The sequence below is a fragment of the Atopobium fossor DSM 15642 genome, from assembly GCF_000483125.1.
Classification (GTDB): Bacteria; Actinomycetota; Coriobacteriia; order Coriobacteriales; family Atopobiaceae; genus Atopobium; species Atopobium fossor.
The window spans coordinates 933,912-947,798 of sequence record NZ_KI519553.1; the positions used below are offsets into that span (position 1 = coordinate 933,912).

General features: G+C 45.5%; 16 protein-coding genes. All 16 read right to left on the reverse strand.

The window, feature by feature from the left end; translation table 11 throughout:
- Nucleotides 1–120 precede the first annotated feature (120 nt).
- Complete coding sequence (gene pduL, locus G469_RS0107120; RefSeq protein ID WP_084522338.1) at nt 121–1,002, reverse strand: phosphate propanoyltransferase; 882 nt, start codon at nt 1,000–1,002, stop codon at nt 121–123.
- A 13-nt stretch (nt 1,003–1,015) separates the two neighbouring features.
- Nucleotides 1,016–1,285, reverse strand: a complete 270-nt coding sequence (locus tag G469_RS0107125; protein WP_028264463.1) for a EutN/CcmL family microcompartment protein — start codon at nt 1,283–1,285, stop codon at nt 1,016–1,018.
- Nucleotides 1,272–1,577, reverse strand: a complete 306-nt coding sequence (locus G469_RS0107130; protein WP_028264464.1) for a BMC domain-containing protein — start codon at nt 1,575–1,577, stop codon at nt 1,272–1,274. The genes G469_RS0107125 and G469_RS0107130 overlap by 14 nt, the downstream gene beginning before the upstream one ends.
- Nucleotides 1,570–2,418, reverse strand: a complete 849-nt coding sequence (eutJ, locus tag G469_RS0107135) for an ethanolamine utilization protein EutJ (protein WP_028264465.1) — start codon at nt 2,416–2,418, stop codon at nt 1,570–1,572. The genes G469_RS0107130 and eutJ overlap by 8 nt, the downstream gene beginning before the upstream one ends.
- On the reverse strand, nt 2,411–3,031 hold the full coding sequence (locus G469_RS0107140; RefSeq protein WP_028264466.1) for a hypothetical protein: 621 nt from the start codon (nt 3,029–3,031) through the stop codon (nt 2,411–2,413). The genes eutJ and G469_RS0107140 overlap by 8 nt, the downstream gene beginning before the upstream one ends.
- Nucleotides 3,019–3,519, reverse strand: coding sequence for a EutP/PduV family microcompartment system protein (locus G469_RS0107145; RefSeq protein WP_028264467.1), 501 nt, complete (start codon nt 3,517–3,519; stop codon nt 3,019–3,021). The genes G469_RS0107140 and G469_RS0107145 overlap by 13 nt, the downstream gene beginning before the upstream one ends.
- Nucleotides 3,519–3,857 (reverse strand): ethanolamine utilization microcompartment protein EutS, encoded by a 339-nt coding sequence (gene eutS / locus G469_RS0107150; protein WP_028264468.1) that lies wholly within the window; start codon nt 3,855–3,857, stop codon nt 3,519–3,521. Before eutS ends, G469_RS0107145 begins: the two co-directional genes overlap by 1 nt.
- Nucleotides 3,858–3,862: 5 nt before the next feature.
- Nucleotides 3,863–4,807: a choline TMA-lyase-activating enzyme gene (gene cutD / locus G469_RS0107155; RefSeq protein WP_028264469.1), complete on the reverse strand. Its 945-nt coding sequence runs from the start codon at nt 4,805–4,807 to the stop codon at nt 3,863–3,865.
- Between the two features lie 96 nt (nt 4,808–4,903).
- Nucleotides 4,904–7,441, reverse strand: coding sequence for a choline trimethylamine-lyase (cutC, locus tag G469_RS0107160; RefSeq protein WP_028264470.1), 2,538 nt, complete (start codon nt 7,439–7,441; stop codon nt 4,904–4,906).
- A 13-nt stretch (nt 7,442–7,454) separates the two neighbouring features.
- Entirely contained in the window at nt 7,455–8,960 is a 1,506-nt protein-coding gene (locus G469_RS0107165) for an aldehyde dehydrogenase family protein (RefSeq protein WP_028264471.1), read from the reverse strand.
- A gap of 11 nt (nt 8,961–8,971) precedes the next feature.
- Nucleotides 8,972–9,283, reverse strand: coding sequence for a BMC domain-containing protein (locus tag G469_RS0107170; protein ID WP_028264472.1), 312 nt, complete (start codon nt 9,281–9,283; stop codon nt 8,972–8,974).
- 9 nt (nt 9,284–9,292) lie between these two features.
- Nucleotides 9,293–9,592 (reverse strand): BMC domain-containing protein, encoded by a 300-nt coding sequence (locus tag G469_RS0107175; protein ID WP_028264473.1) that lies wholly within the window; start codon nt 9,590–9,592, stop codon nt 9,293–9,295.
- A 12-nt stretch (nt 9,593–9,604) separates the two neighbouring features.
- Nucleotides 9,605–9,868, reverse strand: a complete 264-nt coding sequence (locus tag G469_RS0107180) for a hypothetical protein (protein WP_028264474.1) — start codon at nt 9,866–9,868, stop codon at nt 9,605–9,607.
- Nucleotides 9,868–10,959, reverse strand: a complete 1,092-nt coding sequence (locus G469_RS0107185) for a membrane protein (protein ID WP_035425443.1) — start codon at nt 10,957–10,959, stop codon at nt 9,868–9,870. Before G469_RS0107185 ends, G469_RS0107180 begins: the two co-directional genes overlap by 1 nt.
- Before the next feature lie 556 nt (nt 10,960–11,515).
- Nucleotides 11,516–12,661 (reverse strand): peptide-methionine (R)-S-oxide reductase MsrB, encoded by a 1,146-nt coding sequence (gene msrB, locus G469_RS09240; RefSeq protein ID WP_028264476.1) that lies wholly within the window; start codon nt 12,659–12,661, stop codon nt 11,516–11,518.
- A gap of 16 nt (nt 12,662–12,677) precedes the next feature.
- Nucleotides 12,678–13,865 carry a cytochrome c biogenesis protein/redoxin gene (locus G469_RS0107195; protein WP_035425444.1) on the reverse strand — a complete coding sequence of 396 codons (1,188 nt, stop codon included), beginning with the start codon at nt 13,863–13,865 and terminating at the stop codon, nt 12,678–12,680.
- Nucleotides 13,866–13,887 lie beyond the last annotated feature (22 nt).

The following is a 13,887-nucleotide window of genomic DNA, read 5'->3' on the forward strand; positions in this document are numbered from 1 at the left end:
ATGGCGTCTGCTGCCTCTACGGCTCCGATCAAACCCTTGGTCTCTACCATACCGAGTGCCTGTGTAATGTTGGACATCTTATCCTCCTGTTGTTTGCGTACCTATGTGTACGTTGTTGCCCTACTTAATAATCTGTACGACAGAACCATTAGCTATATGCAATGCATTTGCCTCTTCAGTGTCGATATGACAATCCAATGCTGAGTTTTCCGTCACACGTATAGCTACGTTGTCAAGCTGCCCTGCACGCTCTCCATCAAAACGTATGGAAACTATCTGACCGTCACGTAAACCACGCTCAGATGCCTCAGCGCAAGACATATGAATATGGCGTGCTGCCACAATGACACCTTCGGAAAGAACTACCGTTCCCTTAGGACCAACCACCGTAATGCCTGGGGTTCCCTTAAGCTTTCCAGAAAGACGAATCACTTGCGGTATGCCCAGTTTAAAAGTATCGCCAGCAAGTACTTCAACCTGCGTTTGCTTACGGGTTGGTCCCAGCACACGAACGTTTTGAATAACACCCTTGGGCCCCACGAGGGTTACACACTCTTTAGCGGCATACTGTCCAGGCTGAGAAAGCTCTTTTGCAACGTTTAGTTCGTAGTCCTTGCCAAATAACCGATCAAGATGTTCTTGAGACAAATGAATATGACGACCAGATACCCCTATGGTCACACTGTCTAAATCCACCTTGTTCGTTTTAGTCCAAAGCTGATGCAAACTTTCTTCAGTCCAAATACCACGCTTGAGACCAGCTGTTACAATGCGCTCGATTTCCTCAGCAGAAACGGCGGCTTCATTCTTGTTGTCATGCAAAGTAGCATGCTGGTTTGTATTGCTGGTGCAATCGCCTTGCTCTGCATGCACAAAAGCTACTCCACACTCTTTGGCAACATCTGCAGCCTGAGGTGTGACAATAGTGTTTGAATCCACCACGAGGTTCTCATGCTTTTTGGATGCCGTAAGCACATCCTGAGCGCAAATAAGCCTCTTCATCTCACTCTCCTTTCTACAGAGCCACATCTTCATCAATAATGCCAACGATAACCGCATCTACCGGCACGTTTTTACCAAACTCATCTTTAATAAAGTGATAGGCGGCGCTACCCGTAGTCACCAAGACCCTGTCGCCACAACCTGCGCTTATCGTATCCACACAGATGAGGTGATGTCCTTTTTTGTCTTCATCCAAGATCTCCACACGCATAAGTTTCATGCCTTCAAGTTCCTCATATTTACGCGTGGCCCAGATGGAGCCAATAAGCTTACCCACAATCATGAGTGCCGTCACCTCCGTTCTTGATGTTCGTAAGACAAGCCATAACCTCTGCAGTATTACCAGCAATAGCCAGTAGCACCATGTTTTGAGGACAAGAGCCTCGAATGTCGGTTACTACAACGCCCGCTGTTTTCTCGGCAATATCACTAGCCACTATCATTTCTATGAGCTTGCCTTGAATAAGTCCTACGGCAGCAGGTTTAAAATTTTCATCCCAACGTGCACCGCTTCTTTGGCGAATGATTGCCATAGTTCCAGCGGAGGGGGCTTTGATTATCTTGATATCAAGCATGATTAGCCTCCTCAAGCATGTGCAAACGGCAACCCAAGGCAATGCCTAAGGGTGTCACAAACATCGGATGATGAGGCTTATGCACCGGTATATTCAGGGTCTTCTCGATATGCCCTTCAATACCCGAAAGCTCGCTTGTACCACCTACGAGAATGATCTCAGGTACCTCACGGTTGCGGCATGCGCTCCGAATAATAGAGCTTACCTTGTCAACGGTTGGTGCAACGATGGGCAAAACTTCTGCATGATGAGCAGCATCTCTCTTATAGAGCTCAGCATCGTTAAATGACATGTTCTTAGCTCCGGCAAGAACGAGTGAGAAATGCGTTCCACCGGTAGATTCATCAATGCACTCAACAAGCTTGCCATGTTCAAAGATGGATATGCCAGTAGTGCCACCACCAATATCTACCACGGCACCATCTTGGGTATTGATTACAAGGTTAGCGGCTGTGGGCTCGTCAAACACAGCTACAACATTCATTCCGGTACTCTCGGCAACGTTTTTTACTGCACCGCCATCAAGCTGCTCAGTTCCTGGAGGAATGGCAACAGCACAGTGAATAAGCTCGGTACCTAAGACCTTTTCTAAGTTCTTTTTTAACGTAGCTGCTATGTCACATGCGCCCACATAATCCACCACAAGACCATCGCGCACAACATTGGCAAACTGATAAGCACAGGCCACGGGATCACCGTTACCGTTTATAACGGTAAGCACGATAAAAGCAGTACCCAAGTCTAAACCACAATAGAGCTCGTCAGTTTTAACAGGCTTGGGAGCATCTACCGTTTTAATAAGAGCGTCCAACAGCTTATTTGCGCATGTAATATTAATCACAGGACGTCTCCTCCTCCACCTGCTCCATACTTTCTTTGAGAGCATAAAAAACTGTAGAGGCCTGGCAGGTCCACGAGCTAATGGCTGAACAAACATGCTCGTCAGAACAAGTCATGTTCCAAAAATGAATAAAACGTAAAAGCTCACCACACATGACTGCCATTTCAAAATACACAGGATGAACGCACGCATTAAGAGGAAGTGAAGGAATTACCTCAGGCATTGTCTTACAGACAGATTTTTCCTGCTGATCATCAGAGCAACACTCTGCCTGCGCAAGCTTGCCTTTTTGCCAAGCACTACCAACACACTCCAAGAGATGTGCTGTATCGTTATTAATACCTAAGGCCTTGCGCGATAAAAGCCTAAGACGTGCACCCAAAATACGCATATCATCTTTAAGTGCCTGTGTTTGATGAGAATCTTCATGCGCAACGTGCTTCTCTTTATTTACTGCATTCTTTTTGTAATAAAGCGATTCGAAGTCAATCCTAAAATCTATGAGAAATTGACGAGCGCTCGGTGTAAGGCGCGCGCCAGCTGGAAGTTTGAACGTATCAAAATGCTCTTGCGCATATGACCTGCGTAGTTCTCCTTCTGTTATATAATGCATGGCTGCCTCCTCTCGTTTCCGCTCTGTTTCATGGTCAATTGCACATCTTGTTTTTGCTTTGCCACCCATTGTTTAAATTCACATATTCCTTCACCTGTTTTGGTGGAAAGGAATAACAGGTCTTGGCAGCCAGTGTCAGCTAAGAGCGCTTGGGCCTCTTTGCGCTGAGCTTCATTCAAAACATCAGCTTTGGTAACCACAGCCAAGCTAGGCTTTCTTGTTGCTCTTGCAAAACCACTCGAATAATACGAAAGACGCGTTTCTCCATCTAAAAGCAAGACAAATGCATGTGCTTGATTTTGTAAAAGCATGAGAATGACGTTGTGCATCCAGTGGTTTTCTACATAGCGTCCAGGAACCTCAAGGGTGTTTTGGCGGTAATAACAATCTTCTCTGTGCTTATGGACAGACGTGCAACCCTCTACTATGTCGGCAAGCGTACTTTTTCCTGCCCCATCAAGGCCTATAAATGCAAAGTAAGCAGACATTAGGATTTCGTCACCTCCACAACACAGAAACCAAGGTTGTCATGGAGCATGTCACACACAACATGGAGCGACTCTTCTACACTCTGAACATCGCCCATAATGACAACCGAACCGGTAAAACGATCTAAAAACCCAATCTCAACCGATGCTGCTTTAGCGGCAGCATCTGCTGCAATAATGGCTGTCTCGGAAGGGCTCAGGGTAAGAATACCAATGGCATCACCCGCAGCAACACCAATTCGCTCATTTACGCCAGGACCTGGCGAAGCAATAACATGAGCAAGTGTTACCTGCTTACCTGGGACAGACTCTTGTATTATGCGATCGAGTTTTTCCATAGTCCCTAATGCCTCACAAGATTAACCTTGAAGTCTGCAGCTTCAATCCATTTCTCAATACGATTCAAATCGTCATTGCTTAGAGATGGATCACCCTCAATCTCGTAATCTCGACCAAGGGATTTATATTTACCAACTCCCAACTTGTGATAGGGCAAAAGATCAACGCCATCAAAGTTTTTTTGATATCGGTATGGATGGAAGAAAGCAATAACAGCATCGATTTCTTCCTTTGAATCGTTCACATCTTTCAAGAGTGGCATACGCACGCGTACGTTATATCCGTTTTCAAGCAGCCACTTCACGTTAGCGAGAATAAGCTCGTTATTTACGCCCGTCCAAAACTTATGTTTAACAGGATCCATCTGCTTAATATCGTATAAAAACAAATCAACGTAGGGGGCCACTTTCTTGAGCGTCTCTGTAGGTGTATATCCACAGGTCTCAAGAGCTGTGTGGTATCCCTTTGCCTGACTTGCCATAAATATCGCTAAAGCAGCTTCACTTTGTGCTAGAACTTCTCCACCAGAAAGCGTAATGCCACCATCTGACATCCGATAAAAACCTTCATCTTGTTCAAAGAAACAGACAAGATCATCAACGGAATAATCTTCTCCCATAATTTGTAGGGCGCTGTGTAAACACGCTTCCTCACACTGGCGACAGCCAATACAACGAGTACTGCGATCTACCACATGTTTGCCATCCACCATCTTATGAATGGACACAGGGCAAACTTCAACACAAGCGGCACAGTCTACGCAGTTATCAGCTTTGAACATGACTTCATGTTCCCGCAGCTGACTTTCTGGATTTGAGCACCACTTACAGCGTAGGGGGCAGCCTTTAAGAAAGGCCATGGAGCGAACGCCCGGTCCATCGTACATGTTGTACTTCTGAAGATTGAAAATACGTACCTTACGTTCAACCTTTTCCTGTTGAGACTCCATCTGTGTTTTGCCCCCTTTCTGCTTATCTCATTGTGAGCGTGCTAAACCACGCAAAACCGTTTTTGCTTGTACTAATCGTGCTTGTATTACTAGCGACTAAAGCCTAGTGAGCATGGTGCGGCTAATAATCTCGTCTTGAACGTCCTTGCATAGCTCATTAAAGAACGCGCTGTAGCCAGCAACACGTACCACAAGATCACGATGCTTCTCTGGATGAGCCTGGGCATCGATGAGTGTCTCATTGTCAAGGTAGTTAAACTGCATCTCGCCGTTACCAAACATTGAGGCTGTACGAAGCAGCGTAATAAGACCACGCTCGCCTTCAGGCGTATCGAGAATACCGCTCATAAGCTTAAAGTTATGAACCATACCGATATTCATAGAGTCGTTGGGCAATTTGCCTACGGACTTAATAATGGCGGTAGGACCATTGTGGTCGGCACCTTGGCTGGGGCTAATACCATCAGACAAAGGTGTCCATGCCTTACGACCATTTGCAGAGGCACCGGTCATCTCGCCAAATGGCGTGTTATTGGAAATGGAAAGCGTACCAACAGACAAGTGGGAGTACAGCGTCTTATACTTCACATGAATGTGCTCGGTGTAATGCAGAATATCTGCTGCAATGCTATCGGCGTAATCGTCATCGTTGCCGTACTTAGGAGCGTTGATGCAATCCTGCTGAATCTTCTCGTATCCTACAAAGTCAGCCTTAAGCGCCTCATTAAGCTCATCGAGTGTGTACTTATGGTCATCAAAGACAAGCTTTTTAATGGCAGCCATAGAGTCGGTATAGGTGCCCAAACCTGTCCATACAACACCGGGGCCGTAGTTATACATAGCGCCACCAGCTGCAACATCCTTGCCCTTTTCCATGCAGCCCTCAAACATAATGGACATCAAGGGTTTAGGTGCAATATCGCGGGCAACACGCTGAGAAATAACCGTAGCGACATTAGTCCACTTAGTAACATACTGAATAGTCTTCTTGACTGCCGCATCAAACTCTTCAAAGGTCTTGTATTGAGAAAGGTCACCAAGGTCTGGAGTTACCTGTTTGCCATACCACAAATCAACACCATGATTGAGGGTAAGCTCAATACACACAGGCCATTGCGTGTATGACGTAGAAGTCCACTGATACAGACGGCCAGACTTTTGAGGCTCAACGCAACCCATCATGCAGTAGTCACGAGAGTCCTCAACCGAAACGCCCTTGGCAAGCATCATCTTGATATGTGTATCGTCAAAGTGGCAAGCTGGGAAGCCCATTCCTGAACGGACAAGATCTACAATCTTACGCATGTAACGCTCGGGCGACTTGTTGTGAATACGGCATGCAATCGTAGGCTGATAAATCTTTACATGACGGGCAGCATCCATGAGCAGGTAAGTTAAATCGTTGGTTGCATCGTCACCCCTACGAGTAATACCACCCAGGGTCATGTTGATGAAGGGCTGATAACCTGCAAAGAATTCGGATTGACCGCGTGAAGTAACCCACATAACTTCACTCAACTTAATGAGCATGCAGCCTGCAATATCAAAAGCCTGATAAGGAGTGATGCGACCAGCCTTAATGTCTGCCTCATAGAAGGGATACATGTATTGGTCTACACGACCAATGGACATACCGGTTTGGTTCTCCTCCACTGGCAACAAGGATTCAATCGTAAATACTGCCTGCATAGCCTCATAAAAAGTCCTTGGTGCGTGAGCAGGAACATAAGCCAGAATTTCAGAAATCTTCTCTAGCTCACTCTTACGCTTTGGATCATGCTCAGCCGCAGCCTTTTGTGCTGCATACTCACTCAGGCGCTTTGAATAAATCATGACGCCTTCGGTAGTGTCAATAACCGACTTATAGAAGTAAATCTTATCTAGATCATCTGGGTTAGCATAATCAAGCTCGGCAAGATGCTCTTTTGCCTCAGCCTGAATATCGAGCATACCCTTGCGCATAAGAATAACGTCAAAACCAGGGTTAGAGTCGCCACCACCACTCATGGCATGATATGAGCAGTCAGATACATAGGACTCGCCAGAAAGCTCCCATACGCCTGCCTCACGATACTGGTCCTCACAAACCTCGTCTTGAGACTTACCAGCCCAGAAGGGGAAAAGCACCTCACGGCAATAACGCTTGTCCTCATCAGAAATATAGAAAGGATCCTGAGGACGATCGCCAATGGTATCAAGCTCTTCCTCAAGCCAACGCCATGCAAGATCGGGAGAGAAGGCACCAGCACGTGGAGCGCCACAAGGAGCACCTACGATAAGCTCATCATCTTGAATAACCAAAGGAGCAGTTTCGCAGCAGCGGCGGAATGCCTTAGCACGCAGCTCAATCTTAGGCATGCCTGGGTTTTCCTTCATAATTTCGGTAACCGCACGAGCACGGAACGTGGTAATGCTAGGAACCTGCTTGAGGTAGTTTTCCTTTAGGCGGGCATGACGCTGAGTAGGTCCCTCAGGGATGTCGGTAGGACCATCCTCTGTGCAGGGCTCACTATGAAGTGGCATATCCAGCTGATCGGAAACTTTCGCAAACATCTCGCGTACAGCGTGCTTTTCCTCAGCGCTCATTGTTTTGGTGGCCTCGGAAAGTTCTTTTGCAAACTCCTTGATATCCATCCTTACTCCTTTTTTAGTTATCTCTCATGGACTCTAGCAAGCCAGAGAACCAATCAATCGATTCCGCACAGTTGTCTTGCGACATATGAGCCTTATCGCTTAAAGACTTTGTTTTTGTTGCTACTGTAGGTGCATGATCAGACGAACTTGCACGTTTTATAAGGTCATGCTGCTGCATATCCTTGCCTACACCTACCTGGCGTTTTCTTACAAAATCGCCATACGTAACGCCTAAAGCTGAGGTAGTAGCACGATCCCAGCCTGTAATGGTTAATGTCTTAGGAAGTTCTGTGTGACTGCCAATGCTGCCAAGAGCGGTACTGACATTTACAAGTACACGTCCAACAGGCTTTTTGAGAATGAACTGCTGAACCACTTCGGGATTATTCGAAAAAATTGACAGTGCATTACCATGTCCACTGTTAAGAATGAGCTCAATGCACTTCTCGCAAGCAGTACGCCAATTTTCCTCAACATAGTAGGAAAGCACGGGACCATACTTAGCCTTAGAAAAGAAGCTCTGCTCACTCACATAGGGCTTACGCACTATGAGCACTTTGGTATGAGTTGGCACTGCAATAGCAGCTCTGCGAGCAAGATCTTCTGCAGACTTAGCAATGAGTTCCGGATAGGGTTTGCCATCAGGCATGAAAAGCAGCGCGCCAAGACGATCTGCTTCTTCATCGTCTAAAAAGTAACAACCCTTTTGCCGAAGAGCACCTTGGAGCTGTTTGTCCACCTGTGCTTCAACAACAATCGATTGCTCAGCTCCTGGAAGCATGCCATAACAAAACGATTTACCCAGCACAATTTCTTGAGCGCAAGCATCAATATCAGCTGTTGACTCAACAAAAACAGGGTTATTACCCAAAGATGCATAGTAAACATCTTTGCCGTACGCATTGTATGGATTCTCGCGTGTATTTTCACGAGAATCTATCAAGACACTTACACAAGGCTGCGAACAAACCCAGTCCTCACCCTCAGGACAACCCACTTGCAAGAAACTCAAAGCCTCTTCGGGATAATGGCATGAACGTGCAATAGCAAGTACATCTGCCATAACACGACGACAACTCTCATGCACCCGTGTACGCGCTGAAAAAACAATGGGACTTTTGGAGCGTACCGCATACAACAGTTGCGAAAGCAACGTAGGTATTGCCAGCCAATCTGGAAGCAGTGATACCACAACTCCCTTGGACAAATACACTGCCGCAGATTTATTATCCCAAACAATTTTTTGTACCGGCGTTTGCTTGCATACATCATCAAGCACATCCGTAAGAACCCACTCTATAAGCTGAGCCTCTTCTTGAGGATTACCATAATCGCTCTCGTCAAAAGCAAGTTCTGCATAAGCATGAGCATTCTGGTATAAACCCTCACGTAAACGTACAAGAAAACTCTCAACCAAAGTCATGGGCAAGCAGTCCAAAGTCTCAACAGACTCAGCAGCGTGCTCAAGGAGGATACGCGCCTCCTGTATGGATAGAAGATCATTATCGATAAGAGACACGTGACACCTCCTTAATAGGGCAAGAGCTTCTCGATAGTGTACTTATCGGTAATCTTCTTAAGGCTTGGATGAGGACGAGGAATAACAACGGAGCTGTAAACCTCTGCGCCCAAATCCTCTACAGCTTTGATGCCTGCAGCTACTGCTGCTTTGCAGGCAGCGACATCTCCTTCTACTAAAATGGAGATGTAACCCGAAGCCGTATTTTCATAGCCAATGAGTGTAACGTCGCCTGCTTTACACATAGCGTCGCCTGCCTCAAGCACCCAGACCAGGCCAAAGGTCTCTATGGCGCCCAGTGCATTTATGCCTTCGTGAGCCATACGTACCTCCTAGTTGTAATCCACGTCATGAACAGAAATAACGTCACCAACAGGTGGAACAGGACGGCGCATAACGTTATGTGCCGTAAGCGTGCCAATACTGGATGCAGCTTCACAACCCGCTTTAACCGCAGCTTCACAAGCAGCTACGTCGCCTTTAACAACAATAGTTACAAGCGTCGAGCCGATATTCTCATAACTAATGAGTTCTGTATTACCTGCCTTGAGCATTGCATCTGCTGCATAAAGTGCAGGTACCATACCCGTTGTTTCGATAAGGCCTATGGCCTCTTCTCCCTTATAGCGCATGAATACTCCTCACTACTTGATGTAGGAATTGATGGTGTCTCGCTGCTCGGAATCTGCGGCATAAAAGACACGTAAGTCCCCTTTATCGTCAAGGTCAACGCGAGACTCCCCAACCAGTCCATTTTTCTCGGCAGTCATAAGCGCTTCTTGAACCTTGTCGTGCGTGAAGGCAGAAAAGCCCGAGTACTCACTTTTAAGTGCCATGATTACGTCATCGGCACTGGCTTCTTCAACCTCAGTAAAGTATTTGAGAATTGCATAGTTAAGTGGACGCATTATGCCTCCTCCTTCTTTCCTAGATACTCAAGGGGATCTACGGCAATAATGACAATGCCAACAATCATGACAAACGCTGCAGCCCAAGCAATAGGTGCCAAGGCATAGCCGTCGATGTTCATGATGACACCCACGATAATCCAGGTTGTAAGAGGAGCAACAAAGGTATAAGTACCGTTGCAGGCCATACCCAAAGCAGTACCACACATCGAGTTGCCGCGGTACCAACTGGCAAAAGATTTATAAGCTGCAAAACCAGCAACAATAAAGCATGCAATCGTAGGCAAATCTGTAAGAGCACTAGTTACATAACCAATAGTGTCACCCATTGGTACACCACCAATAAGCGCCATAGCTGGAAGCAATACAAACAATTCTGAGATACCCGAAACGCACTGACGAATGGTAATACCAATTTGGGTATCAATCATGCAGCTAGCATAACCTGCAATGCAGCCTTCGGCACCCCAGCCTAAAGCAGCGATAAACGCAAGCATGAGACCAAATCCCAAATTGGAAGACGCATCGCCAGTAAGGCTCGTAGAGCCAATCATAAGACCCGCAAAGACGCAGACAGCAATGCCTATCATTTTGCGAAGCCCAAGTTCCTGTTTAAACAGGATACGCGAAAGAATTGCTCCAATTGCAGGATTAAGTGCAGCAATAGGAACTACAATGGTTCCCGCCTGAGACAGAGCAATGATGTAGGCAACGGTTGCAATGGGACCGCCTACAAGGGCACTTACAATCATAATAATGCCAGGCTTGGTGGGAACAGTACGACCAAAATCTGCAAGTTTTCCCTGTTTTGCCGTGATACCAAGCGCCCAAAGAGCACTGCAACTATCATTGATAGCACTTGCCACGGTAGGAAGAATAAAAATTGCTAAGAAGCCCGCAGGATCAATACTATCGAGCCATCCAAGCCACAAACTCGTACTTCCACCTGCTGTAATAAAAGCAGTATAGATGCCATACATAAGGCTAGAGAAAAGAGCGATTAAAATACCTTTTCGAAAAAACTCCTGATCAAGGCTACGCTTCTTTTGCTCAGCAGTAGTGCTTGCCACGGTAGCTGTGGTTGATGCCATGTGTTACCTCCTATGCGTGATATACGACAACGTTCGTGAGATACAGCAAAGCGCTCTGACAATCCTAGGTTGTGGTTGAATTACCTCCTCAATGAATAAATTGTCGGGAGTGACACAATGTGAAAGTAAATGACTTAACAATTTTGGTAACGCAAATGGCTTTTTTGGGGCGGTGAGCGGATTATTTAAACCATTCACCGATTTATTTCTACCGATTAGCCGTTCTTATTTAAACAACCTTATTGGATAGCATGCAAATTGCTACTTCATTACTAATAATTCCTATTCGCAATTTTGAATAAATAGTTTTAAAAAATGTATGAGAATTTCTACTAAAAGAGAAATAGAGTCGCAGAAATTTTATAGAGCTACAGATAATAGCGTATATCTTTTAGAAAATGAAATTTAACCTATTTTAAAAAGTTGCATATGACAAACATTTACGTAGTGTCACACTCATAACAAAGCAAGACAGTGTAGCATACCTTTAAAAAACGCAGAAGAAATAGCTTTGAAGTCTACTTCTTCTGCGTTTATATGCGCTCTTTCTACTAGCCTATTTCCAGCTATATTGCGAGCAAGCTGCTAAAAACTCACCGTATCCTTCAGCTTCCATACACTCATAGGGAATAAACTTTAACGCTAAGCTATCAATACAATAGCGCAGTCCACCCTGCTCTTGAGGACCATCATTAAACACATGCCCAAGATGAGAGTCTCCTACACGGCTGCGCACTTCGGTTCTTACCATTCCATAGCTCGTATCTTTATATTCCTTAATAACATCAGGGTCTATTGGTCGTACAAAGCTTGGCCAGCCACAACCCGAATTAAACTTATCCTTTGAAGAAAACAGAGGTTCGCCCGTAACAACATCTACGTAGATTCCAGCCTCATGATTATCGTGATACTCTCCAGAAAAAGCGGGTTCAGTACCAGCTTTTTGAGTAACCTCATACTGCTCTGGTGTAAGCATACGCTTAATTTCACTATCGGAGGGCTTGTGATAACGCGCTGCATCCACCTTAGGAACAGTAGAACCATCCACGTCCTTATTGAGTTTCACGTCTTTAAGTGAGCTAAAGTCTATATGACAATATCCATGAGGGTTCTTCTTCAAATAATCCTGGTGATATTCCTCTGCTGGATAAAACTCCGCAAGCTTTGTGAGTTCTACTGCAAGCGTTGTGCCGTACTGTTTTTGCTGTTCATCAAACACCGCTTGCAAGGTAGGTTTATCGGCCTCATCTACAAAGTACATTCCTGTCCGGTACTGACTTCCACGATCATTACCCTGCTGATTAACACTAAGCGGATTGATAATCTTAAAATACTGCTGGGTAAGACTTTCCAGACTCACTATTGAGGGGTCATAGCGCACTTGTACGGTCTCGGCATGTCCTGTCTTACCCGAACATACCTCCTCATAGCTAGGATTTTTGGTCGTCCCATTAGCGTAGCCTGACACAACATCATATACACCTGGAATGCGCGAGAAATACTCTTCGACTCCCCAAAAACAACCCCCTGCAAAATATATTTCATGCAGGTTATTAGTATCGATTTTTGCCATTGCAGCCTCCTGCTTTTTCTCAAGTTCACTATCATGCATCTGAGGTGGCTTGTTCGTCACATATATGGCAATACCAACCACAACCACCGCAACTAACACCAGTATTGGCAGAGAAATGTGTTTATTCATAGCCTTATCGCCTTATCTACGTTAACGAACTAAGAATTTTTTCCAGCTCAGCTGTAGGAACATCGCCAATGCGCTTATCAACAATCGTTCCATTAGAGTTGATAAATACAGACGTTGGATATGCTTGTATATCAAAGTCCTTGAGCAGCGTACCCGTGTTATCCATCAAGATAGGCGCAGTAATCTTTTGCTTGGTTACCCAATTAATAATTTGATCTTCAGAAAGCTCCGATCCAAGACCCGGAGAAAGCACCGAGACAACCTCTATATCGCCTTTCTTTTCGTGTTCGGCAGCAACGCGAGTAAATTCGTCAAGACCGTTAAGGCAGGCGGGACACCATGTTGCCCACATCTTTACATACACAGGTTTTCCCTTAAGAGACTCGAGCGTCAGTGTTTTACCATCCAGCGTTTTAAGCGATGTTTGCTTCCATTCAGTCATAGACTGTGCCACTTCACTATCATTCATACCATCACCTTGCTGCATCTTACTGTGGGAATCTTGTGTTTGGGTGTCCATGCTTTTCATAGGCATACCAAGGCCACCTACCTGAGAAATCACCATCCACGCTCCCAAAAGGGCAATGCATACACCGCCAATCTTCTTGAGAAGCTCGGTATATTTGTTAAGTTGGCGTACTTTTTCTAAAAGCACTGAAGAGCCAAGAGCAAGTACTGCAAAGGGTACCGATAATCCCAGCGAGTACACCACTAAAAGCAGTCCTCCCTGCAAAGCATTTCCTTGCTGAGCTGCTAAAGCCAAAACTGTGGCAAGAACAGGACCAATACAAGGTGTCCAACCAAAGGAAAAAGCAAGACCCAACAAAAAGGCGCCACCCACATGTTTGGCATCAATGTGTTGCATATCAACGCGTTTCTCGGTATCTAGAGCAGGAATAACAAGAATTCCTGCAAGATGCAGGCCAAACAAGCAGATAACAAAGCCAAGTCCCACTGACAGAAGAGGATTTGAAAGCACACCGCCAAAAAATCCCGCTCCAAAACCTAGGGCAAAAAAGGTTATCGAAATACCTGCAATAAATGCAAGAGTATTTGCAATACGGCGCTGTATCACCAAAGCAACTGTTCCATCCTCGGTGAGTAAAAGACCAATATATACAGGTAATACAGGCAAAATACAGGGCGAGAAAAACGAAAGCGCGCCCGCAAAAAATGTTGATGCAAACATTCCAATATCAGCCATACGAGTTCCTCTCAATACACTT